Here is a 22,060-nt window from a genome sequence, read left to right as displayed (position 1 = left end):
CACAGTGACGATCCGCCCCGGGGGTGGATTCTCTCCGGAACCCGGGCCTCCTCCCGCCGGATCCCGTTTTACCGCATATCAGCCCATCCGGATCCGCGACCGCTGTCTTCTACGTAGTAGTGGAATGCCCGACGATTTTAACCTTTATGAGGGAAGGTCCGTCCCTTCACACCCTCTGGAACTCCATCTTCCAGTGTTCTACGGCGACGAGCTCCATGTCCTCAGTGCACGTGTCGCAGAGCACCGCGGGTTTCTGGTGCACGGTGGAGAAGAGCACCGCATCGCCCGGGTCGGGGTCGAGGGGGATGTCCACATCCTTCTGGATCACGAACCGGTAAGGGTCCAGGTTTCCGATATAATAGTCCCGGAATGACTCACGCTCCCCGGGGGTGGCGTTGAACGACCAGTCTGCCGCTTCCGCGATCGTCACGTCGACCGGGACCCAGCCGTACTCCGGAAGGTAGAACTCCGCCCAGAAATGGGTCCCTTCAACCCCGGGCAGGAGCTGGTACCCTCCGATGGCCCTCGCCGGGATGCCCAGCGACCGGCAGAGTGCGGCGTAATACATGCTCTGGGTCCCGCAGTCCCCAAAGCCGGTCTCGAGCATGTAGGAGGACTCAGGAATTCCCGCCGTGTCGAGCATGAGGTGGGGGGCCAGGCTGTAGGCATTGTTCCCGATGATATACCAGTAGATCCTCCTCGCCTGCGTGTAGGGGTTGGTCTCCGACCCTACCATCTCCCGGGCCTTCGCGGCCATTTCCGGCGTGATCACGATATTGTCCCCCGGGCTCGTGTAGGCGATGTAGAGGGGATCGCTCGTATTGTATACTCCCGCCTTCGCCCGGTCGATTGTGAACCGCTGCTCGTATTCGGTGAACCGGAACCGTGTGGAGACCGTGAGGTCCCCGGCGGACACTTCTTCCAGCGGGATCTCCAGGTAGACCAGGCCGATGTCACCGGTGGTATCCGGCCCGGATACGATGTAGCGTGCCGGTTCGACCGAGAGCACCGCAACCTCCCGCTGGGAGTCGGTCTCTATGGGGAGGGGGAGCCATATCCGCAGGGTACCGTTCGGGGGGAGCGTATCCCCCGGCACCGTGAGTGTCCCCGTCCCTTCGAAGGTCACGGGGTTAACGTAGGGCCCGTCCCCGGGAGGCACCGGTCCCAGGGCGACGGCAGCCGCCTGGTCATAGATCGCAGTGTGCCCGAGCGCAGCCATGCGGGCCCGGATGAGGTCGGGGTTGTGGAAGTAGATGTTCTTGACCGTACCTTCGTAGTACAGCACCTCGCTATCCGACACGATCTGCTGGCTCTCTCCCGGCACGATCCATCCCGCCTTCCGGACCGGGGCGACGTCCGGGAAAGTCTCGTTGATGGCCGTCATAACCCCCGAAAGGTTGTAAGGAAATTCGAGAATCATCCTCTTCGCCCGGAACTTCCCGTTTCGTGCTTCCAGGGCAGCGGAAGTGTTCCCGGCGGAGGTATACTCTCCGTATGCCTGGTCGTAAAGCGCGGAAGCCGTACGATACCGGCCCTGTTCATACGCGGTATCCGCGAGGGCGAGGGTCTTGTCCGGGTCGCCGGAGGGCGGCACGTTATCTTCCGCGTTCAGGCACCCGCAGGCGAGAATGGCAAAACCCAGCAGGAGGATTACCAGAAGGAGAGTATATCGGCCGGTTTTCATAGATAATGGAGTATTTTTCCCGAGCTGATTAAAAGGTTATGAAATTCCCTGCGGTAGAGTAACTGTTCGCCCGTTCATTGAATTCAGGCTTCGAGCGAACGGAGTGATCCTTCCTCCGACCGGTAACGGAGCGTTTATTCCGGCTCGCGGGGTCAGTTTTAGAGACCGGGAGTTCCAGGAAAAATTTGCAGGGGTGTATCCAGTAGACAATCGTGCCGAGGATACCGTTGGAATCCGTGTGGGCACCCTCGGCAAGCACCTCCCATACCTTCACCGGCGTCCCGGTGGGGATTCACCGCTTCTACGTAGAACTGGTGAACAACGACCATACCCCGCTTTCACCGCCGCAGACCGACGGGATCCAGCTCTTCATCGTGAATTTCACCGGCGGAATCGCGCTGCAGTAACAGGACACCTTCTTTTTTCCGCCGGACGATAGGGATACCTTTCGCGTGCTCTTAGGGATCGCCCTGGCACCGGGTTGCAACGTGAAATTCGAAGGCTTTGCGAGGCTGTCACTATCCTATCCCGGCAATATTCTATTACTTTTATTAGAGTAATAAATATATAATAGGCTCATCAATCGATCTCCTGGGTAGTACGAACCATGATACCAGGACAAGGAACGATACTCACGGAATGTAACAAGGACCGTGTCGCGGAACAGGAGAAAGCAGCGACGGAGCGGTTCATGCGGGCGATCGACAACTGGGACGAGTACAGGCAATCGCTCGCCGTCGGGACTCCTTCCAGTCACGCGACGCCGGAACGGATCGACGAACGGAAGGAGCTCCTGGACCCCGGAGACTCTCTCGCCCTCGAACGGGTGATGGGGAGAAGCGATCTCTTCCCCATATCCTTCCTGGAGATGGGGAAACGGGTGAGCAGGTCGGTCTGCCGGATCGAGGTCCGCGACGCGATCGGGAGGGTGCTCTGGTACGGGACGGGATTTCTCGTGTCGCCGACGCTTCTCCTGACCAACAATCACATCCTCGAGACCACGGAGCATGCGAAATACAGCCTTGCGCAGTTCGACTACGAGAACGACCTGAACCAGTATCCGCTCCCGGTCAAATCGTTCCGCCTCGCCCCCGAGCGGTTCTTCGAGACGGACAGGACACTCGACTTCGCCCTGGTCGCGGTAGAACCGCGGTCGCAGGACGGAACGACGCTCGACGGGTTCGGGTACCTGCCGCTCGTCGGGCAGACCGGCAAGATCATGAAAGGGGAGTACGTGTCCATTGTGCAGCACCCCGGAGGCGCCCCGAAGGCGGTGGCGGTTCGCGAGAACCAGATGATCGGGGTCAAGGAGAGCTTCCTCCACTATCTCACCGATACCCAGCCGGGTTCCTCGGGGTCCCCGGTCTTCTCAGACGACTGGAGGGTGGTCGCACTCCACCATGCCGGCGTGCAGGATCCGAACGATCCCATGAACTATATCGCGAACGAGGGGGTGCGGGTCAGTGCCATCCTGGCAGCGCTCGCCTCCCGGAAGGAGGCCATGAAGCCCGGACAGGCGCGGCTGCTGGACGAGCTTCTCGCTGCCTTCGGGCAGGTCCCCGCAGTCCCGGTCCCGGCCGTGCCATCCGGGATGACGCTGGGAGCACTCGCTGCCGAATGGTACGAAGGGTCGACCGGGTACGACCCCGCATTCCTGGGGGGCGAACACGTCATTCCCCTCCCGGCACTCTCTGCCGCACAGGAGGAGGACGTCGCGACACCGGCGGACGGGAGCCGGGACCTGAAATACACCCATTTCTCGGTGGTGATGAGCAGATCCCGCCGCCTCGCGTTCTTCACCGCGGTGAACATCGACGGCAGCCGGCTCCAGTCGATCGGCCGCGATACGGACAAGTGGTACTTCGACCCGAGGATCGACCGGAGCCTCCAGTGCGGGCCGGACCTCTACGAGAAGAACGACCTCGACCAGGGGCACCTGGTGCGGAGGATCGACCCGGTCTGGGGCGACAACGCGTACGAGGCGAACGAAGACACGTTCCACTTCACCAACTGCTCCCCGCAGCACAAGAAACTGAACCGGATCTCCTGGCTCCGGCTCGAGGATTACATCCTGCAGAATGCCGGGAATTACGGCCTCCGTGTCTCGGTGTTTACCGGACCGGTCTTCCGGGAGGACGACCTCGTCTACAAGGGAGAGTTCCGGATTCCGGCCGAGTTCTGGAAGGTGGTCGCGATGGTGAAGGACGACGGCACGCTTTCAGCCACGGCATACCTCCAGACGCAGAAGAACCTGATCTCGGACCTCGAGTTCGCCTACGGCGAGTACAAGACGTACCAGGTCCCGGTCGCCACCATCAAAGGGCTCACCGGGGTCGATTTCGGGGACCTCGCGAGATACGATCCTCTCGCGAGAATCGAGGGCACATCGGGAAGGCTCGTCGAAGGCCCCGGGGATATCCGGCTCTAGGCGAAACCGACCGGACTCCCCCAGAATTCCCCTTTTTCTGGATCCCCGGTGATATTCCTCTTCTGACCTCACCTACCGATTCCGTTTTCTGGATCCCCGGTGATATCCCTTTCACCGCACCCCTCGCAGTATTTCGTTTCTATTATCCCGCGGTCCATGCCACGGAAATTGCAAGCAGCCCGGTGACCAGGTTTGCCAGGAACCACCCTGCTCTCGCCGGGTTCCGGGTCATCATGGTGGGATGGCCCGCCTTCTTCTGGTTCCCGGTCCAGAACCAGAAGGAAATGCTGTGGTACACCAGCACGACTCCCGGGATCCAGGCGAGCATATACCCCCAGGTAGCCCCGAGCAGGAGCCCGACCCCCGCAACGCCGTAGGTCCAGCCGATTGCCACGTCGGCGACCGCGATCGCGTTTTCGTATGTTTCGTACTCCGGCAGGTTGTCCTTCTCCCAGATCCCGAGCCGTATCGCGAGCGGCCGGTTCGTGACCGAGATGAGCTGGCCGATCCAGTGAAACCCGAACCCTACGACGAGTACCAGCAGCCCGGCGACGATCCCGGCATAATAGATCCCCTCCTCCATTGTGCCCCTTTCCTTGAAATCATCCCGCCGGAATCTCTTTCAGATTCGCACCCGCCTTCTCGAGGTCGATGGCCTTGTCCACGAAGGTGATCAGCTGGGTGAGGACGTCCGGGTCGAGCCCCTTTTCCACCGCGAGGAAGATCCCTGAGAACCCTGTCAGCCGCAGTTTGTTGGTCACGAAGTGCACGAACTTGGTGATGTTCGCGGACGAGATGTAGATCAGCATGGAGTTGACCGAGTCGAAGAGGAGGGATACTTTCTTTCCTTTGAGCCCGCCGAGGGATTCCGTTACCGCGATCCCTATGGCGGTCAGGTCCGCGGGGTTGGTCACGAACCGGCAGTTCGGCACCGGTTCGTGGTCGCGGCCGAGGGCGTACTTCGTCACGGTGTCGACCACCGTGATCCGGTCCATCGGGATCCCGTTCTTCTCGTAGTTCTTTTTCAGGATATCGTAAGGCTGGTTGGTAGTGATTACCAGGACCTCGTAATCTTTATCCAGCAGCATCCGGATCAGTTCGATGTTCTTCTGCCGGATCTCCGCGGCCGAGGCCATGATGAGGTATATCTCCTCGTTCTGGAAGTCTTCCAGGGGAAATGCCATTCCGTTTTCACCTATTCCGTGAGAAACTTTTTCGCGGGCTCGGGGATGTCACCGGTACGGTCCACGATCGCCTTGTTGAGTTCGATGATGTTCTGCCGGATCTGTTCCAGATTGCGCACCTGGACTTTCAGCTGCAGCGAGATGTCCCTGCTCTCGAACTGCTCTTTCTCGATCTCGTCCACCACGAGCGCAATGTTCTCTTCCACCACCTCGATCGGGTTCTTGAGCCGCATCGCCGCTTCCTTGATAAACGCGAGGAACCGGTCGTTGCTCTCCTCCAACGCGATCTCGTCCTGCCGTATCCGGTCCGACTGCTCGCCGACAACCTTTTCCTGCACCGTGAGCAGCTCGTTGAGCGATACTACCATCGCTTCGAGATTGGATATCTTTCCCTCGGGGGGAGCATCTTTCATCATGGTTTCATCCCTCCTTTATTCCGACTCCCGGAAGACGGTGTTATAGAACGGCAATATCGCAACTTTCACGCTCAGGGCGAGCGTCCGGAACATGTCCGCGGTCTCCTTCGGGACCGGCACCCTAGAGAACAGGTTGGTCACGAAGAGATTTCCCGACGGCAGGACGCCGCCGAACCCGATCACCGACCGGACCCCGCAGGGAATGACAAAGTCTTCCTGGGCCGGGACGTACCGGCTCCCCACCGCCTCCGGGACGTAGAACACGTTGTAGGTGGTCTGGGACATGTCCAGGAGCACCTCCGGGTCCGGCCGGATAAGCGTGTTGAGCTCGAGCCCCATCTGCTGGATGATCTGCGCGATCATGGGAAACGCCTCGATGAACTGGCCGCTCGGCAGGGGAATCGCCTTGTGACCGACGGAGTTCTTCCGCGAGTTCCATTCGTGTTTTGCGCCGGCGCTCGCCAGGAGGACCAGGCATTTCATGTCGGGCGATTCGGGAGATCCTTTGAGGACCCCCCGTGCAAACTCCTGCAGGTCGGCGTCCAGTTCGCCATACGGAACGGTCTTGAAGAAACGGACCAGTACACAATTTCGTTCCCCGGTGGTCTGGTCGACAAGGTTGTCATGGAGGTAATTGACGATTCCATGAGCGACCTCTTCCATGCTGTCCGCACCGGTCCCCATCGTCCGGAGGGCCGCTGAGAACTCTACCATGTCCTTGAGGGTAAAATCTTCGATATTCTGCACTCTCAATCCCCCATTCCGCCCGGATACGTGTCGGCCGTGGAAGCCCGCAGGATTTTTTTGCACCCTAAAGGACCTTCCCGTCAGGCGATCCGTCAGCCCTGCCGACCCCGGGCGGGGATATATCAGCGGTGCACGACAACCCTGATATAAGTATCCCGTAGTTTCCGGACGGATTCCAGGACTGTCCCGTTTAGGCGCGTAGATGCCGACTACAGTCCCCGGCAGATGAAATTTCGCCATTAATAGGTGTACTTCGCGACCGGGCCTGAGCGGAAGGGGAGGCGTGGCGTCCCCTCCCGGAACCGGGGGGGCCCGGTTTTCGTAGCGACTGCCGGGTCCCTTTCGGGAAGAGCTATCCACCTGCAAATTTCGTATTCGCCGGACTTCGCCCGGCATTTCCCGGATTCAACCGGGCTCTCGACCGATCGTGGCCGGACGTTCTCCGGATGGAAAATCTGATTCCGATCACCAAAATGGACCTGTTTGCCCGGTATTGACGGGAAAAGTTTTTCATGCAGTACAATCCAGCAATTCTGCAGTGAATTCGAAATGAGAACCACTACAATGCTTATTATTTCAATGGCCGTGTTGCTCGCCCTTTTTGCGGCCGCATCAGCAGATACCGGTATCTACCAGGCCCCCGAGACGCAGGGATTCGTCACTTCCACGATCTCCCAGGTACTCGGCACCGTTACCGAGACCGACTCCATCGTATGGCAGCTCGGGGACGATAACCTGATCGCCCCCCCGCTCCTGGACGGACAGATCATCGCGGTTATGTCCTATACGGAGAACACCATCGCGGACCAGGGTCTCATCGAGTATACCAAAGGCCAATCTCTTGACACCGCCGTAGCAGTGGCGGGCATCTACAATTTCGACAACGGGAAGACCGTGGACTTTATCGGCCTCGATACGGGCCGGATGACCTCCGATGAGAACATGGTGCTCGACACCGCAGACTATGGGTATTTCGATGCTTCGTCGCTCTATGTCTGCCCGTTCGTGTCCCAGGTGACCACCGAGACTCCCGGCTACTGCAACATCATCGAAATGGGCAGCGCGGTTGACGTCACGCTCGCATCACTCGCCACAGCCGCGGACGAACGCCACGTCATGGATTCGGGCGATCCAGCGGTCGCCGCCGATTACTATATCTCAATGACGGGCTTCGGCGACGTCCCCGCCATGGGCTCGGCGAGCGCGTACATCAACGCCCACCTCCAGGAGGCCAGGGTGTACGAGGGGGACAAGGCAGAAGACGTGCTCTACTCCGAGACTTCCACGGCCGCGGGCGAGATCAGCGTGTTTGCCAAAGAGATCGCCTACCAGTCGGGAATCCGGCGGTACTAACCCCACATCCTTTTTTGATCCACGGGATTGCGAACCGAAAGAGACCTGCAGGATCCCCCGCACGGGATTTTGGGAAATTCCTCCCAGCACCGGTGTCTGGCGTTACTCTACTCCCCTACTCAATTTTTTTCCGGTCCTGGGGATTGCGAACCCAAGGGGCCTGCCCCGCCCAATGTGAGGTTAGTCCCTGAATTATCGGATACTAACCCAGGTACTGGATGTCCCTGAAAAGGGAGTGCCCTCATCCAACCGGCGGGACTGTGTTCCCACGCGGTATCTCATGGCCGGTCCCCTCACAACAGTCCGATGTTTCTCAGGACACGGGTATTGTACGGTCTTTCTCCTCGATCCGGTACACTCCGCGGGGGACCAGGATCTCGAAGCATGCGCCCGTTCCGGGAGTTCCGTTCTCCCTGATGGTGATCCCGGTGATAGAGAGGATCTCCCGGGATAAGAAGAGGCCCATTCCTTTCTTCTCCTCGTACCTCCGGTCGAAGATCTTCTCCTTCATATCGGCGGGGACGCCTACGCCATTGTCCCCGAAGAGGATCATCAGCCCGTCCTGGGTCTCCCGGGCACTGAGCGTGATCGCGGTCGCGGTTTTTCCGTGCAGGAGCACGTTCTCGGCGAGGGTGAAGAAGACGTTCTCCAGGTGCGGGTCGGCAAAGATACTGATGCCGTCCACCCCGAGGTCCCGGGTGATCTCCCCGAGGTCGAGGTGAGAGATCGCGTAGAGGAACGAGTGGGTGACGCTCTGCCACGAGGGCGGCCGGAGGCCCAGGTTCTGGTACTGCCGGGCGAACTTCAGTGTCTCACTGATACTCCGGACGATGGCGATCTCTTTTTCCCGGTACCCGGTCTTCCCCTCGTCCAACGCGTCTATCCTCTCCAGCTCGAAGTACCCATGCAGCGAGAATATCGCGTTCTGGATGTCGGTGAACGTGATCTGGTTGAGAAGATTTAATTTCTCGGTTGCCCGGTTCAGCGCCTCTTCTGCGAGTTTCCGGTCGGTGATGTCCCTCACCACCGCGAGGGTCACCTCCCGGCCGAGGAGGGTCACGTGGTGGGCGTTGACTTCCGCGGGGAAGACGGTCCCGTCCGTCCGCGAAAGCCATGTCTCGAAGAGCACGTGACCGGTGGCGTTCAACCTCCCGTTGATCTCCCCTGCCGGCAGGTCGCTCTTCCGGGTGAGAAAATCGAGGGGGTGGAGATCGAGGAGCGCTTCGCGGGTGGCGCCCACCAGCCGGCAGGCGACCTCGTTGACCTCCAGGAACCTGCCGGAGAACAGGTCCTCCCCCCGCTCGTGGATGAATATGGCGTCGTTGACCTTATCGAATATCTCCCGGAACTTCTCCTCGCTCTCCCGGAGCTCCCGCTCCCTCGCCGAGAGCTCGTTGTAGTGCGAGCGGAGGTCCTCTTCCGCGGCGGCGAGCTGCTGGTAGGCGGCGGCGAGTTCCTGGTTCTTCCTGAGCAGTTCGGAGAGCCGCTGCTGGAGCTCGGGATAGTAGCTCTTGTGGATCGAGGTCTCGCCGAGGCCGATGATCTTCTCCCGCTGGCGGTCCCAGTCGGGCGTGTGGTTAGAGGTCATTGCGGGAGATCCCTGCGTTGTCGGTCAGTGCAGTGGCGGTGTCATCAGAGTGCATACTAGAGGTCCCTGCGTTGTTGGTCGGTGTAGTGGCGGGGTCATCAGAGTGCATATTGGAGATCCGTGCGTTGTCGGTCGGTGTCGGGCTTGTGTCGTCAGAGTGCATCAGAGTAGATCCGTTCGATGTCGGACTGGGTCGGGGGTCTCGGATTCGTGGCCATGCAGGGGTCGTGCATCGCGTTCCGCGCCAGGGCAGGGATATCGTCCCTGGTCACCCCCAGGTCCCGGAGGGTCTCTGTGACGCCGAGCCGCTCCCGGAGCGAGGCGATGGCCGAGACGATCATACGTTTCTTCTCCTCCGGGCCGGCATCCCCGGACTCCACCCCGAGGACCTTCCCGATGGTCTCGTACCTCCCGGGACATACCGCGAAGTTGTAGGCGACGACGTGCTCCAGGAGCAGGGCATTGCACTCCCCGTGGGGGAGATCGGAGAACCCTCCCAGGCTGTGGGCCATGGCGTGGACCGCCCCGAGGCTCGCGTTCGAGAAGGCCAGCCCGGCGTAGAGGCTCCCGAGCATTGTTTTATAGCGGCATCCGAGGTTCGTCGGGTCGGCCTGCGCCGGGAGAAGGGCCTCGTGCATAAGGCGGACCGATTCCAGCGCCTGCAGGTCGGTGACCGGGGAGCTTGCGTTTGAGACGTAGGCCTCGACCGAGTGGGTGATCGCGTCCATGCCGGTGTGGGCGGTCAGTTCGGGGGAGAGGGTGGTGAGGGGGACCGGGTCGATCAGGGCGATATCGGGCACGATCGCCTTGCTGATGATGGCGATCTTCACCTTCCGGTTCGTGTCGTTGATGATGGCGAACTGGGAGACATCGGCGCTGGTCCCCGCGGTGGTGGGGATACAGACGAGCGGCGGAGCGGGAACGGGGACGTTATCCACTCCCTCGAACTCCAGGATGTTCCTCTTGTTGGAGGAGACGATTGCGATCCCCTTGGCGCAATCGATGGGGCTCCCCCCGCCCACCACCACGATGGCGTCGCAGCCCGCCTCCGCGTAGCACTCCGCACCCTTCATGACCTGGAAGTCCCGGGGGTTTTCGGAGACCTCCGAGAACGTGGTGTACTCGATCCCCTCCGCCTCAAGGCTCGCGGTCACGTCCCGGTGCCACCATTCCTTCGTGATATCCGGGCCGGTAACCAGCAGGACGTGCCGGGCACCGAGGTTTCTCGCGTATCTCCCCGCGAGCGTTCGTGCGTCCGCCCCGATCACGAATTCGGGAGCAACAAATTTGCGTAGTTCAAAACCGGTTCCGATCATCAGGACCTCCCCTTGCCAGGATCCTCCCGGGTTTACCCTGAGATATCTCCGGCATCGTAATTATGTGGATCGAACGATGCAAGGGGGTGGGGAAAGGGGGGCCCTTCCCGCTCCTTCCGATAGTGGGGTTTTTGTTTCCATTACCGGGCCGGGAATCGACTCTCCGATTCACATGAACTTCCCCCGGGGATCCTTTCCACAGTTTCCCTTTCCATACCGGGCCGAAACCGATATCCTTTCTCCTGCGTTTCCGGATTGTAGGGGGGTCCTTTTCTGGGATCACCTTATCTCTTCCGCTGCGTACATGGGAATTATGACCGACATCGTCGTGCTTGTGGATTCGCGGGGTGGGAATACCAGAAAAGTGGCAGAGGCAATTGCCGGAGCACTCGGCGTCACCGTGGGGGACCTCTCGGCTCCGCTGCCCGCCGGGGCGAAGACCCTGTTTCTCGGGAGTGGTACCTACGGCGGGAAGCCGGGAGAATCCATGAAGAAATTCATCGAAGCCAATGACTTTACCGGGCGCAAAGTAGCACTCTTCGGCACCTCCGGGGGACCCCCGGGAGCGGAAAAGATGATCGATGCCATGGCCGAGGATCTCTCCAAAAAAGGTGCCGCGATCGCGGGACGTTTCCATTGCAGGGGGAAATTCCTCTTCACGAACCGGGGTCATCCCAACGCGGAGGACCTGGAGAACGCGAAGAAGTTCGCCCGGGAGATGGCCGGGGTTTCGTGAAGCGGTGACCGTGAATTCATGGATAGAACATCCGGAACCGGCAGTCAGTTTCCGGGTGAGAGGGGCTCAAAACCATGACGGTATTCTCCGCTCACGCACACCCAGTGAAATCCGGTGAAAATTCTATGGGGTATTTCCGATCCGGCATTCTCCTCGGGCTGATGTGGGGGGCCCTCGCGGACGTGTTCCTGCTCTTCGTGGTGCTGCCCCAGCCTGACGTGATCCCGGGCGTGACCGAACCGGCAGGCTGGTACCAGGCGATCGCCCCCGCGGGGTTCGCGATATTCTCGGTCCCGTTCTTTGCGAGCCTGGGGACCTACCGGGCCGTCGCCGCGTTACTTCCCGGTTTTGGCGCGAGCGATTTCTTCGTGGTCCTGGTGCTGTGTCCCGTGTACGGGATGATTGCCGGAGCGGTGATCGGATCTTTTGCAGGGATGGTGAAGCAGCATAGGATGAGGAGGTAGGGAGAGGGGAACCGCTGGTACCATTCGGGGGGATCCGGAGAGGTTTGAGCGGTGTCCACCCCCCCGATCATCGTGGCGGTTGCCCTGGTGCTCGCGTCAGTCGTGCTCTACCCGATCGCGACCTGGCTCATGCTCTGCATCATCTGCGTCCCTCTGTGCTTCGCTCTCACGCACTTCGTGTTCCGCCGGATCCCGGGACTGAAGGATATCCTGTGAAAGGTCCACGGATACCCCTATCTCCCATCCCGCGAAAGAATAATGAACAGGTGCGAAATGAGCAGATCCGACGATGCGGAAAGGAGTTTCATGTCCGGTTTCACCTGCTCCGCTGCGGTATTTTCCACGTTCTCCGAAGAACTGGGGCTCGATGCAGAGACCGCGAAGAAGATCGCCTGCGGGTTCGGGGCCGGGGTATCGAAGACCGGGAACATGTGCGGTGCCGTCTCCGGGGCGATCATGGTCATCGGGCTGAAATACGGAAAGTCCCGTGCCGGGGACAACGAAGCGACGGATACGACCCGGGCGCTCACCCGGGAGTTCATCCGCAAATTCTCCGCACGGAACGGCGCGATCAACTGCACTGCGCTCCTGGGATACGATCTCAGCAACCCCGAGGACTACAGGAAGGCTGCTGCAAGCGGCCTCTTCATCACGTCGTGCAAGGGATACGTCCGGGATGCCGTGGAAATCCTGGACGGGATCCTTTCGCAGCCCAGGTAATCGCGGGATGGAGCGGGAAGGGGAGTCCCGGCTCCGGCAGATACAGGGAAACGAAAAACAGGGAAACAAAAAAATGCCACACCTGAAGGACATTCTCGGGGACACGGTCAGGGACCGGTGCGAACGAGCCCGGCTCACCCCGCGGGAGAACGAGGTCCGAAAATGCGTCCTCCGGGTCTTCGCGGCGAGAGGCAGTCCCCCGGACCCGAAGGAGATCGCGGATCTGATCTCCGGAACCCCGGAGATGCGTGAAAAACTCCCCATGGCCCGGGAAATTCCCGATATGGTCTCCCTGTCCCCGGAAATGCCCGATGTACTCCAGGGACCCCCGGAAAACCCCGATATGCACTCCCTGCCTCCGGAGAATCCTGATATATCCCCCATAGCCCGGAAAAGGCCTGATGGGCTCCCTCTGCCGCCGGAGAAGCCTGATATACTCCCCAAGATCCCGGCGGTTTCCGATGTGCTCCCGGTGCCCTCAGAGATCGAAGTACTCCAGGCCCTCGCGAGGCTGCACGCCGCGGATATCCTGACGCTCCGGGGCGGAAGGATTGTGGCGGCATATCCGTTCTCCGCGGCTGAAACCCGCCATTTGGTCGTCTTTTCGGACGGGCACACCGCATACGCTCTTTGTGCGGCCGATGCCCTGGGCATCCATTTCCTGCTCGACGAGGATATCACCGTCCGGTCTCTCTGCCCGGAATGTGGACGTGAGATTGTCATTGTCCTTGAAGGCGGGAAGATCCAATCCTGCGACCCTGCGGGTGCGATCGAGTTCGTGAAGGCCCGGGACCGGTGCGGGTGCCACGCAGACGCCTGCTGCCCGGACCTGAACTTCTTCTGCGGACCTGACCACCTCGCACAATGGCAGGAATGCGGGGTTCATTCCCGTGAGGGGGTCGTATTTTCTCTCGAAGAGGCGCTGGAGGAGAGTAGGAGTATTTTTAAGGGGTTTCTGGGGTAACACCCCCTGTTTTTTAAAAAGCGTGCCGCCAGGACCGTTTTTCCAGGTACGGTCCCATTCGCCGCTGCCTCCAGAATGAAGAGTTTACCGCAGGTTTTCCGGGTGCAGCGTCCGGTAAAGCTCTGAGATCGTCGTGACCGTCTTCCACCCCTTGTCGGTGATGATATAGTCCCCCCGCTCGTGCCGCTGGAGGATCATCCCCGAGTCCGCCAGTTTCCTGAGGTGGAAGAGAAGGTTTCCACCGCGGAGGCCGGTCATCTGCGAGAGTTCGCTGAAAGTCCGGGTCCGGACGGCGAGCGCCTTCAGGATCTGGAATCTCTGGGGGCTTGCGACCGGTTCGAGGAGCTGTTTTGCCACCTCCTCGTCCGGTACCTCCGCCGGCGACGTTCCGGTGTCCTCCCGCTGCAGGTAAATGCCGAGCGACCGCATCAGGTCCACCTGTTTTTCAAAGAGACGGTAGACTTCGGAAAAACAGGTGTCGCACCGCTCATAGGGCCCTTTCACCCGGAGGGCCTTCACCTGGTCCCGGTACCCCGCGATGACCTCGTCCGTGACGCTGCCGTCCCTGATATGTCCCGAAGTGGTCTGGAGAAAGTCCATGAATACCGCAAAACATTTGTCCCTCATCGCACAGTCACGGACCATGCGGTCGGAGAGCGTGGTGCCGGCGGCCTCGACCTGGTGGTTCGCAATCAGGTCGCCGTAGTTCTTCTTTAAGTCCTGGAGCACGTTGTCCACGTGCTGCTGGTTCGCCTTCTCGATGAACCGCTTCAGATCCGCCCGGAGCCCCGAGATCTCGGATTTCAGTTCTTTTATCTCCGTCCCGGGGGCAGTCCTGGATTCCATGAGTCCCACGCACTCCTTCCCCACATTTCTGGCAGGTACATCATCATGAGCGTACGGGTCATTATTCTGTACCGCTCGTGTGTTGTATATTTTACTGACGCTCAAGTATATATTTCTAACACTCTCACCAGTGATCGGTGAGACAAATGCCCACATGGAAGTACACCGGCAAGGACGTATCCGCCTCAAAAGCGGAGAAATCCCTGAACGCAATCAAAAGCGCCTGTTTCGGGTGCGACAGTCACGACCCCGAGTGTTCGATCGCAAAGGCGGCCGGAGACGTCGCCCTGATGGTCGATTCCGGGGACGCATCTGTGAAAGACCAGATCCACGCACAGATCACGGGAGCCTTGAACGGGGCGAAATTCCCGATCAAGACCCCCGAGGCCCTCATTGCAGCGTTCCCGGACGGTGCGGACACGACCTGCCGTGTCGGGGACCTTTCGATGACCGCCGGAGAGGCAGGGACGCTCCTGAAAAAGTCCGATTTCCCCTTCAAGAGTGCGAAGGAAGTCGCCGACGTCATCGTCGAACGGGCGGGACTGTAACCCCCCAATTTTTGCACGTCCCCGGTGGCGGGAACCAGGGTTCCGGGAAGGAATTTCTGGAATCCCGGGTTCCCTCGTAACCCGGCAGGACTCATCCTCCTCTTCTGACATCACACGGAAGAAAGGAACCAGGGTCTCCGGGAATGAATGACTCGAGTCCCGGCCCCGCGTATCCTGGCAGGATTACATCCTCCTCTTCTAAGGTCATGTTTCGCGGTAAATGAGGGCCCTCGCTCGAATAAAAGGGATGCCCGAGGCACTATAGATGGCACGGGCGAGATAAACTGGGAATCACAGAAATCCTGGGAGAGGGAGGGGCCATGGCTCCCCGATCTATTGCACGCTCCCTGCACGCAAAAAAAGACGTTATTCCTGGGGATGAATGATGGCTTTGAGGCTCCCTTCACGGTGCCGGGCGGTCAGTTGAAACCCTTCGACCGTGTCTTTTAAGGGAAACACGTGGGTTATCATGTCGTCCACGTTGATCCTGTCGTACTGGATCCATTTCAGGGCGGTGGTCAGGTTATGGAGATCGGCAGCATAGGAATGGGTGATGGTGACCTCCTTCTGCCACAGTTTCCAGAGATTGATCTCCGACTGGACGTCGGGATTCGTGGGGGCGAAGAACAGGATGGTACCCCCGGACCCGACCGCGTCGAGCGACTGCTGTACGCAGACGGGGACCGGTGCGGTCATGATGACGGTGTCTGCGCCCAGGCCTCCGTTCAGTTCCCTGAACTTCTCCGGGACGTCTTCGGTAATCGCGGAGATGGTCGCATCTGCACCGAACTTTCTGGCGATCTTCAACCGGTCGGGGCTCGGGTTGGAGACCGCAATGAGTCCCGCACCGTTCAGCCGGGCCGCCTTGAGATGGAGTAGCCCGGTGATCCCGGCCCCGATGATCAGGACCGACCGGCCGTCCGAGACCGGGGCGAGGCGCTGTCCGCGGACCACGCACCCGAGGGGCTCGACGAAGGTCCCCGCATCGAACGAGACCTGGTCGGGAAGGCGGAGCATCCCCCGGTCCACGTTGATCGGGGGCAGCACCACGTATTCTGCGAACGCACCGTAGGAATTCTTGAACTTGGTCTTCTGCAGGGTCTCGCAGGCGGTCGTGTGCCCGCGAAGACACGCGTTGCACGTGTTGCAGGGGACGTGATGGGTCACCACGACCCGGTCTCCCACCTTCCACTTCGGGTCCACGCCAGCGCCGACTTCCGCGATGACTCCGGTGCACTCGTGCCCGAACGCCCCGATGCCCCCGGGTCTTCCCGCACGCTTGATCCGGTACCATTCCATGACGTCCGATCCGCACACTCCGCACGCCATGACCCTGACCTTGACCTCCCCCGGCCCCACCTGGGGGTCGTCGACCTCTTCGACCCGTACATCGCTGTTCGAATAATAGACCGCGGCTTTCATCGTTATTCCCCGTGGTGAGTGAAATTATCCGGGATAAAAAAATTATTCGAGTTTGCGTGCACCCGGCAGGCACGCATTGTAGATGTCCAGGGCTTCCTTTACCGTGTGATTCCCGTGGACGATCGCATTGATCGCTTTTATCATGCCGATGGGGTTCTCGTCCTGGAAGATATTCCGCCCGAAATCGACCCCGACCGCACCCGCCTGGATCGAATCGTAGGCCATCTTCATCGCGTCGGGGGGGCTCGAGTACTTGCCACCCGCGACCACGACCGGGGTGGGAGCGACCGAGTCGACCAGCTTGGAGAACTCGTCGCAGTAGTAGGTCTTGATGATCCGGGCCCCGGCATCCTGGCAGATACGGGACGCGAGCGCCAGGTAGCGCAGGTCCCGGGCCATGTTCTTCCCCACGGCGGTCACCGCGAGCACGGGGATCCCGTACTCGTCGGCCTGGTTGATCATGTCGGTGAGGTTCATGATCGTCTGCTGCTGGTTTGCGGCGCCGACATACACGCTCACCGCGACCCCGGCCGCATCCATCCGGATGGCCTCCTTGATAGTGACCGTGAGCTTCTCGTCGCTTAACTCCTCGAACAACACGCTGTTCCCGCCCGATACCCGCAGCATGATCGGTTTCGACCCCACGTCTTCGGGTGCGATATTGGCCCGGACCGCCCCGCGGGTCGTCATCAGGCAGTCGCAGTAGGGGAGGAGGGTCTTGATCGTCGTGCTCATGTCCTTGAGGCCCGTCGTCGGCCCCTGGAAGTAGGGATGGTCGACCGCGAGCATGACCACCCGGTTATCTTTCGGACTGATGATCCGGTTCATCCGGCTCTGTATTCCAACATCAAGGTACGCGTTTGGCATGGGACACATCTCGTGAATTAATGCGCCACAATTGTATAAAAAGCTGGGATTACTTTTACTCCGGCCTGACGACCAGGTATCCTTTCTCTATTAACCAGTGGTGGAACTCGTGGGTGCTGTGGATGCAGTCCGACCCGCAGATCGCCCGGATCTCTTCATACCTCGGAGATTTCTCCACTTCCTTGTTCAACAGCATTTGTATCGGGCATTGCACGTCCCTGCAATATTCCCGGCGCGAATAATCGATATACCCCTTTATCGACTGCATGGATACTCATTTGGAATCAAATGAGATTAGGGTTTGTGGAGGAGGCCTTTGCTATCCACTACCGTCCGGCAATCGATCCGGCGAAAGAGTTTTTCCCTGCAATGGAGCATCGAGTGGGTGAACATCGCATTCCCGGCCGTAGATCTGTTCAAGAGAGCCCGATTCCCGGGGTAGCCACGCCGGGCCAGGCGGTGTATCCGATATCGCACAACGGGTGTTTCCATGGGCGGGCATGGCTCCAGGGTGTGGACCGACACACACAAAGGCTCCCTTCTGATTTAGTCGGGATATTTCAAAAAAGGGGAGTTTCCTGGTGTTGGAGAGTATTAATCCTCGAGGAAGTTCATCCCGGGAGCAGTGATCTTTGACGTGTAGCCCATTACTTTCTGGAACAGGGTAATGTCACCGCTCGCGGTCGTAGTCTCCGAATATACCAGGTCTTCGGATTTCGGGTCTTCGGTGGGAATCCCCGTCAAAATTCTTCCTTCCTGGATGTGCACGTTGATGTACGCCTCCGCACCGCCCATCGCGGGGATATCCCCGAGCCCGGTCAATTTCACGTTGTAATTTGCTTCGACTCCCGGGTCCGAGACCGGGTAGTCCCAGGGACCAGCCCTCTCCCCGATCTCCATGATGTATCGCTGAGCGGTAGTGGTGGCGAGCGACCCAAGAGTAAGATCGACACTGCTCCCTTCTTCAATGATGTTGCAGAACGGCGGGTTTACATTGAACTCGTCCGGGCTTGCGAACGGACAGATCATGATTGCGAAATCCACGATTCCCAGCCCTGCACCGTCGAGCACTGAATATTCGTCAGAGACCATCCTGCCGGTATCGGTCCCCACGAACTCAACGACCTTATCGGTCCGGACGTTGAACAGGCCCTGGGTCGCCATCCCGGCGGTATCGGTGGTCATTCCCTTGGTGTAGGACACAAGGCCCTGATCTGCAACGGTGTTCTCCGTATACGTGCTTGTATACTCAAAATCGGTCTCCTCTAACGGGAACGGGAGCGTGTCTCCTCCCCGATTCGCAATGATATTCACGATACTGTCTGTTTCGGTCACGGTTCCCAGTGCAGACATTGCGGTCGAGGTGGTAAATCCCTGGGTCTCAGGGACCTGGGGGACCCCGGTATCCGCACATACGGCAGATGAACAGAACATTATCGCGACGATTGCCAGTAAGAGAACTTTTTTAATAATAATCTCACTCCTCCACTTGATTTTGAAGTATTCAACGATTTTAATCAATCCTTGAATACATATATTTTTGTAATTTAGGGCGATTCGCCGCCGTAAATGCGATCATGATTGCCATCGCAGAACCGAAAAGAAGGTCCCTTGTGACTCCCGAAAGGGGAAGGACGTACCGACGCACACCCACGGCTCTCCCACTTATTTAGTCGGGACATTTCAAAAAAAGTGAATTTCCGGGAAATATGAGAGGATATTCCTAGAAATTGAGCACTCCGGGTGAGGTGATCGTTGACGTGTAGCCCATCACCTTCTGGAAGAGCGTGATATCCCCGCTCACGGTCGTGAGTTCCGAATACACGATATCTTCGGCTTTCGGAGCCACGGGCGGGATCCCGGTCATCACTCTTCCTTCCTGGATGTGTGCATCGAGGAAGGCCTCCGCACTGCCGGCTGCAGGGATATCCCCGAACCCGGTCAGGGTTATCCGGTAACCGGACTCGACTCCCGGGTCGGAGACCGGGTAATCATATACGGTGCCGGCGTCCGACACCTCCATGATATACCGCTGGCTGGTGCCGGTCGCGAGCGATCCGAGCGTCAGGTCGACACTGCTCCCTTCTTCCACGATATTGCAGAACGGCGGGTTCATACTGAACTGGTCCGGGCTTGCAAACGGACAAATCATGAGCACACGGTCCCAGACACTCACTCCCGCCCCGTCGAGCACGGAGTTTTCATCCGAGATCATCCTGCCGGTATCGGTCCCCACGAACTCGACGACCTTCTCAGCGTGAACGTTGAACAGGTTCGTGGTTGCCACCCCGGCAGTATCGGTGGTCATCTGCTTGGCATACGTGACGAGTCCCTGGTCGGCGATGGTGTTCTCGGCATACGTGCTTGTATACACGGATTCGCCCTCGATGAGGGGAGAGATCCCTTCGAGTTCCTGGCTCGCGATGACATTCACGATACTATCGGTCTCGGTCACGGTTCCCAGTGCCGACATGGCCGTGGATGTCGAAAATCCCTGGGTCTCGGGGACCTGGGGGACGCCGGTATCGGCAAACGCGGCAGCGGTGCAAAGCATTACTGAAATTACCAATAATAATAGAATTTTTTTAATGTAAATCACTCCTGCATCCGGTGATGAATGAGTCAATACTTTTTGGTCAATTCTTGCACACATATATTTTTGTAATTGATGGCGATTTTTTTAGTCGTCGGATACGGATTACACCGAAAAAACGATACGCTCCCCGAATCTGGCGTAGTTATCCGGGTAAACTTTTCGGGAAACCGAAGCGTGGTATCGTTCAAATAGTCCATCGAATAATACTCACCCCGCTGTCGTAATCGACAGGCCAGGCCGGTTTTTAGTATATAGGATCTCCCTCGCCGTTTACTATGACCAGATCCTGCAGTACCGTCGTATTCCGCACAAGGTTTCCACGTTCCACCTTCATCACCGTGAGCTTCACCGTGTAGGTGCCGGGCTGCAGGTAGGTGTGGAGCGGGTCCCTCGCCGACGAACTCGTCCCGTCCCCGAAGTCGTAGCCCCGGTAGTCAGGGTTTCCGGTCGAGGTGTCGGTGAAGGAGACTTTCAACGGTGCGTTCCCCCTGATCGGGGTGGCGGTGAACCCGGCGGCAAGCCCGGGCCCGGACCCCCCGCCGACCGCGACCAGGTCCTGCCGTATCGCGATATCCTTCCGAAGGCCGTCGCGCCCTGATTTGAGTATCGTGAGGGTCACGGTGTATGTTCCGGGCGAGCGATAGGTATGGACCGGATTTTTTGCCGTGGAAGAACTCCCGTCGCCGAAGTCGTAGGTCCGGAACGTGGGATCACCCGTCGACGCGTCGGTGAACGATACGGTGAGGGGCGCCTGGCCCGTAACGGGCTGGGCAGTGAAATTTGCGGCGAATGCGGGCGCCGGTTCGCTGATCGTCCCGTATGCGTACTTGAGGGAATCGTGCTTCATGTCATAGTAGCTGATGGACGGGTGACCGGCGGTATCCGTGGCGATGGAACAGTAATAGCCGAGACCGGGCCAGACTGCACTGTCGACGGTCATGGTCTCCCATTCGTCATCGCCAGCCCACGCGTACATCAGGGTTCCCGCACCGTCGCAATAGGCGATATGCGGCGTATCCTCCCCGTCGATCGCGAGCGAGACGTACATGGCCTTCTTATCGACGGTCGTCTCGGACCAGCCGGTTCCCTCGTGCGACGCGTAACTCAGGGCCCCGTACATGTCGACGTAGGCGATGTGCGGCTTCCCTGCCGAGTCGAGGGCAATCGCACCCGAGAGGCCGTTGTTATAATCGATCACGTTCGTGTGCCAGCCACCCTCATCGGCCCACGCATATTTGACCTTGCAGGTCACCCCGTCGGTATAGGCGATATGGAACCCTTTTCGTTCTTTATCTATCGCGAAGGAACACCACGTGCAGTACGCGTCGGGATCGATCGCGTCCGGCGTACCCCAGACCCCGTCGTGACACGCCACGATAAAGAGGCCGTGGTCGGGATTGCCGCCTTTCGTCGGTCCATAGACGATATACGGGTCGCCCGAAGCATCGAGCGCCAGTGCGACGCATCCCGGGGTCACCTGGCCCAGGGTGGTCTTGTCCCACGATGTCGCGTACTTGAGAAGTCCCCGTTCCATGTCCGTGTAGGCGATATGGGGACGGTTCGTGCCTTCGACGGCAATCGCGGTCGCCTGGTCGCCGGGCACATCATCGTCGACCGTATCGATCTGCCAGCCCGATCCGTCGTTCCACGCGTAGAGGAGCGTGCCCCGGTCAGGGTCGATGTACGCGATATGCGGGTGGCCTGCCGAATCGACGGCGATGGACGTCGATTTTCCGGCGTTCGGGTCGACCGTGGTGATCTTCCATGACGGCCCGTAATCCGATGCGGAACCGTACCCGATCCCGGTGATCCCCTGCGATACCGCTCCCGCGGGCAGCACGATCATGGCGCACCATAAAAAGAGCCCGATCAAGAATATCCCCAGTACATTTCCTCTCATCGCTTCCTCCCGCGGCAGGAATCGCATGTGGTAAGAGCTCCCTGCCTGACAGGGAAAAGTAGCTCTTCATTGTTAAAAACAAGAGGATTTTTAACGGATGATCTTTCCGCGGTAATTGCATGAAATGTTCGCATTTCCCGTAATCCGGGCTTTGTTGCGATACCGTGCAATGAATCGCGGGATTTTTCCCCGCACCGCCGCCAAAAGCCCGGTCGCCTTCTCCTCCTGAAGTGGTTCGTCATCCTATTCCTGACGCTCTTTTCAGGAATCCCGGCGCGGTA

Annotated in this window: 24 protein-coding genes; 9 read left to right on the top strand and 15 right to left on the bottom strand. The window is 59.3% G+C overall.

The genetic code is table 11. From position 1 onward, the window contains the following. Positions 1–166: 166 nt before the first annotated feature. Positions 167–1,684, bottom strand: a complete 1,518-nt coding sequence (locus tag J2741_RS07595) for a transglutaminase-like domain-containing protein (RefSeq protein ID WP_209674499.1) — start codon at positions 1,682–1,684, stop codon at positions 167–169. A gap of 227 nt (positions 1,685–1,911) precedes the next feature. On the opposite strand from J2741_RS07595, the gene J2741_RS07590 reads away from it, so the two are divergent. Next, complete coding sequence (locus J2741_RS07590; RefSeq protein ID WP_209674497.1) at positions 1,912–2,091, top strand: hypothetical protein; 180 nt, start codon at positions 1,912–1,914, stop codon at positions 2,089–2,091. 200 nt (positions 2,092–2,291) lie between these two features. Then, entirely contained in the window at positions 2,292–4,112 is a 1,821-nt protein-coding gene (locus J2741_RS07585) for a DNA/RNA non-specific endonuclease (protein WP_209674493.1), read from the top strand. 142 nt (positions 4,113–4,254) lie between these two features. Here J2741_RS07585 and J2741_RS07580 read toward each other — a convergent pair whose 3' ends face one another. From J2741_RS07580 to J2741_RS07565, 4 genes are read right to left on the bottom strand one after another with little or no spacing between them, the layout of a single operon-like run. After that, the gene (locus tag J2741_RS07580) at positions 4,255–4,695 is read right to left on the bottom strand and encodes a hypothetical protein (RefSeq protein WP_209674492.1); all 441 of its coding nucleotides are present in this window, start codon (positions 4,693–4,695) and stop codon (positions 4,255–4,257) included. A 19-nt stretch (positions 4,696–4,714) separates the two neighbouring features. Then, the gene (locus tag J2741_RS07575) at positions 4,715–5,296 is read right to left on the bottom strand and encodes a DUF7504 family protein (protein WP_209674491.1); all 582 of its coding nucleotides are present in this window, start codon (positions 5,294–5,296) and stop codon (positions 4,715–4,717) included. Positions 5,297–5,307: 11 nt separating this feature from the next. Continuing rightward, on the bottom strand, positions 5,308–5,712 hold the full coding sequence (locus J2741_RS07570; protein ID WP_209674489.1) for a hypothetical protein: 405 nt from the start codon (positions 5,710–5,712) through the stop codon (positions 5,308–5,310). Between the two features lie 15 nt (positions 5,713–5,727). Beyond that, positions 5,728–6,459 (bottom strand): hypothetical protein, encoded by a 732-nt coding sequence (locus J2741_RS07565; protein WP_209674487.1) that lies wholly within the window; start codon positions 6,457–6,459, stop codon positions 5,728–5,730. A 564-nt stretch (positions 6,460–7,023) separates the two neighbouring features. Between J2741_RS07565 and J2741_RS07560 the strand changes: the two genes are divergently transcribed. After that, positions 7,024–7,812 (top strand): hypothetical protein, encoded by a 789-nt coding sequence (locus J2741_RS07560; RefSeq protein ID WP_209674485.1) that lies wholly within the window; start codon positions 7,024–7,026, stop codon positions 7,810–7,812. Positions 7,813–8,125: 313 nt separating this feature from the next. On the opposite strand, the gene J2741_RS07555 is transcribed toward J2741_RS07560, so the two are convergent. Genes J2741_RS07555 through ercA form a run of 3 tightly spaced genes read right to left on the bottom strand, consistent with a single transcriptional unit; the run spans position 8,126 to position 10,716 of the window. Next, entirely contained in the window at positions 8,126–9,400 is a 1,275-nt protein-coding gene (locus J2741_RS07555; RefSeq protein ID WP_209674483.1) for a PAS domain S-box protein, read from the bottom strand. Then, positions 9,390–9,563 (bottom strand): hypothetical protein, encoded by a 174-nt coding sequence (locus J2741_RS07550; RefSeq protein ID WP_209674481.1) that lies wholly within the window; start codon positions 9,561–9,563, stop codon positions 9,390–9,392. Before J2741_RS07550 ends, J2741_RS07555 begins: the two co-directional genes overlap by 11 nt. Then, positions 9,553–10,716: an alcohol dehydrogenase-like regulatory protein ErcA gene (ercA, locus tag J2741_RS07545; RefSeq protein ID WP_209674479.1), complete on the bottom strand. Its 1,164-nt coding sequence runs from the start codon at positions 10,714–10,716 to the stop codon at positions 9,553–9,555. Before ercA ends, J2741_RS07550 begins: the two co-directional genes overlap by 11 nt. Before the next feature lie 313 nt (positions 10,717–11,029). On the opposite strand from ercA, the gene J2741_RS07540 reads away from it, so the two are divergent. From J2741_RS07540 to J2741_RS07520, 5 genes are all read left to right on the top strand, one after another. Further along, entirely contained in the window at positions 11,030–11,452 is a 423-nt protein-coding gene (locus J2741_RS07540; protein ID WP_209674477.1) for a flavodoxin family protein, read from the top strand. A gap of 125 nt (positions 11,453–11,577) precedes the next feature. Further along, positions 11,578–11,916 (top strand): hypothetical protein, encoded by a 339-nt coding sequence (locus tag J2741_RS07535; RefSeq protein ID WP_209674476.1) that lies wholly within the window; start codon positions 11,578–11,580, stop codon positions 11,914–11,916. Positions 11,917–11,967: 51 nt separating this feature from the next. Continuing rightward, positions 11,968–12,132 carry a hypothetical protein gene (locus J2741_RS07530; RefSeq protein WP_209674474.1) on the top strand — a complete coding sequence of 55 codons (165 nt, stop codon included), beginning with the start codon at positions 11,968–11,970 and terminating at the stop codon, positions 12,130–12,132. Between the two features lie 57 nt (positions 12,133–12,189). Beyond that, positions 12,190–12,636: a C-GCAxxG-C-C family protein gene (locus J2741_RS07525; protein WP_209674472.1), complete on the top strand. Its 447-nt coding sequence runs from the start codon at positions 12,190–12,192 to the stop codon at positions 12,634–12,636. Positions 12,637–12,709: 73 nt separating this feature from the next. Continuing rightward, complete coding sequence (locus J2741_RS07520) at positions 12,710–13,600, top strand: alkylmercury lyase family protein (RefSeq protein WP_209674470.1); 891 nt, start codon at positions 12,710–12,712, stop codon at positions 13,598–13,600. Positions 13,601–13,684: 84 nt separating this feature from the next. On the opposite strand, the gene J2741_RS07515 is transcribed toward J2741_RS07520, so the two are convergent. Beyond that, positions 13,685–14,446, bottom strand: coding sequence for a winged helix-turn-helix domain-containing protein (locus J2741_RS07515; RefSeq protein WP_209674468.1), 762 nt, complete (start codon positions 14,444–14,446; stop codon positions 13,685–13,687). 146 nt (positions 14,447–14,592) lie between these two features. On the opposite strand from J2741_RS07515, the gene J2741_RS12930 reads away from it, so the two are divergent. Further along, a complete protein-coding gene (locus J2741_RS12930; RefSeq protein ID WP_245249444.1) occupies positions 14,593–14,994 on the top strand; it encodes an MTH865 family protein in 402 nt (133 codons plus the stop codon). Between the two features lie 366 nt (positions 14,995–15,360). Here J2741_RS12930 and J2741_RS07505 read toward each other — a convergent pair whose 3' ends face one another. The 6 genes from J2741_RS07505 to J2741_RS07480 form a co-directional block, all read right to left on the bottom strand. Then, on the bottom strand, positions 15,361–16,416 hold the full coding sequence (locus tag J2741_RS07505) for an alcohol dehydrogenase catalytic domain-containing protein (RefSeq protein WP_209674466.1): 1,056 nt from the start codon (positions 16,414–16,416) through the stop codon (positions 15,361–15,363). 42 nt (positions 16,417–16,458) lie between these two features. After that, a complete protein-coding gene (gene lsrF / locus J2741_RS07500; protein ID WP_209674464.1) occupies positions 16,459–17,292 on the bottom strand; it encodes a 3-hydroxy-5-phosphonooxypentane-2,4-dione thiolase in 834 nt (277 codons plus the stop codon). Positions 17,293–17,338: 46 nt separating this feature from the next. Next, a complete protein-coding gene (locus J2741_RS07495; protein ID WP_209674462.1) occupies positions 17,339–17,551 on the bottom strand; it encodes a hypothetical protein in 213 nt (70 codons plus the stop codon). Between the two features lie 326 nt (positions 17,552–17,877). Next, the gene (locus J2741_RS07490; protein WP_209674460.1) at positions 17,878–18,804 is read right to left on the bottom strand and encodes a hypothetical protein; all 927 of its coding nucleotides are present in this window, start codon (positions 18,802–18,804) and stop codon (positions 17,878–17,880) included. A 202-nt stretch (positions 18,805–19,006) separates the two neighbouring features. Next, positions 19,007–19,837: a hypothetical protein gene (locus tag J2741_RS07485; protein WP_209674458.1), complete on the bottom strand. Its 831-nt coding sequence runs from the start codon at positions 19,835–19,837 to the stop codon at positions 19,007–19,009. 286 nt (positions 19,838–20,123) lie between these two features. Next, positions 20,124–21,806, bottom strand: a complete 1,683-nt coding sequence (locus J2741_RS07480; protein WP_209674456.1) for a PKD domain-containing protein — start codon at positions 21,804–21,806, stop codon at positions 20,124–20,126. Positions 21,807–22,060 lie beyond the last annotated feature (254 nt).

Source organism: Methanolinea mesophila, from assembly GCF_017873855.1.
Lineage (GTDB): Archaea > Halobacteriota > Methanomicrobia > Methanomicrobiales > Methanospirillaceae > Methanolinea_B > Methanolinea_B mesophila.
Note: the sequence above shows the minus strand (reverse complement) of the source record. Positions and strands in the feature narration are given on the sequence as shown.

Excerpts from the sequence above, each read along its gene's own strand:
- J2741_RS07595 (WP_209674499.1), bottom strand. The coding sequence starts at position 1,684 with ATGAAAACCGGCCGATATACTCTCCTTCTGGTAATCCTCCTGCTGGGT.
- J2741_RS07585 (WP_209674493.1), top strand. The coding sequence starts at position 2,292 with ATGATACCAGGACAAGGAACGATACTCACGGAATGTAACAAGGACCGT.
- J2741_RS07580 (WP_209674492.1), bottom strand. The coding sequence starts at position 4,695 with ATGGAGGAGGGGATCTATTATGCCGGGATCGTCGCCGGGCTGCTGGTA.
- J2741_RS07575 (WP_209674491.1), bottom strand. The coding sequence starts at position 5,296 with ATGGCATTTCCCCTGGAAGACTTCCAGAACGAGGAGATATACCTCATC.
- J2741_RS07570 (WP_209674489.1), bottom strand. The coding sequence starts at position 5,712 with ATGATGAAAGATGCTCCCCCCGAGGGAAAGATATCCAATCTCGAAGCG.
- J2741_RS07560 (WP_209674485.1), top strand. The coding sequence starts at position 7,024 with ATGCTTATTATTTCAATGGCCGTGTTGCTCGCCCTTTTTGCGGCCGCA.
- J2741_RS07555 (WP_209674483.1), bottom strand. The coding sequence starts at position 9,400 with ATGACCTCTAACCACACGCCCGACTGGGACCGCCAGCGGGAGAAGATC.
- J2741_RS07550 (WP_209674481.1), bottom strand. The coding sequence starts at position 9,563 with ATGCACTCTGACGACACAAGCCCGACACCGACCGACAACGCACGGATC.
- ercA (WP_209674479.1), bottom strand. The coding sequence starts at position 10,716 with ATGATCGGAACCGGTTTTGAACTACGCAAATTTGTTGCTCCCGAATTC.
- J2741_RS07540 (WP_209674477.1), top strand. The coding sequence starts at position 11,030 with ATGACCGACATCGTCGTGCTTGTGGATTCGCGGGGTGGGAATACCAGA.
- J2741_RS07535 (WP_209674476.1), top strand. The coding sequence starts at position 11,578 with ATGGGGTATTTCCGATCCGGCATTCTCCTCGGGCTGATGTGGGGGGCC.
- J2741_RS07525 (WP_209674472.1), top strand. The coding sequence starts at position 12,190 with ATGAGCAGATCCGACGATGCGGAAAGGAGTTTCATGTCCGGTTTCACC.
- J2741_RS07520 (WP_209674470.1), top strand. The coding sequence starts at position 12,710 with ATGCCACACCTGAAGGACATTCTCGGGGACACGGTCAGGGACCGGTGC.
- J2741_RS07515 (WP_209674468.1), bottom strand. The coding sequence starts at position 14,446 with ATGGAATCCAGGACTGCCCCCGGGACGGAGATAAAAGAACTGAAATCC.
- J2741_RS12930 (WP_245249444.1), top strand. The coding sequence starts at position 14,593 with ATGCCCACATGGAAGTACACCGGCAAGGACGTATCCGCCTCAAAAGCG.
- J2741_RS07505 (WP_209674466.1), bottom strand. The coding sequence starts at position 16,416 with ATGAAAGCCGCGGTCTATTATTCGAACAGCGATGTACGGGTCGAAGAG.
- lsrF (WP_209674464.1), bottom strand. The coding sequence starts at position 17,292 with ATGTGTCCCATGCCAAACGCGTACCTTGATGTTGGAATACAGAGCCGG.
- J2741_RS07495 (WP_209674462.1), bottom strand. The coding sequence starts at position 17,551 with ATGCAGTCGATAAAGGGGTATATCGATTATTCGCGCCGGGAATATTGC.
- J2741_RS07485 (WP_209674458.1), bottom strand. The coding sequence starts at position 19,837 with ATGCTTTGCACCGCTGCCGCGTTTGCCGATACCGGCGTCCCCCAGGTC.
- J2741_RS07480 (WP_209674456.1), bottom strand. The coding sequence starts at position 21,806 with ATGCGATTCCTGCCGCGGGAGGAAGCGATGAGAGGAAATGTACTGGGG.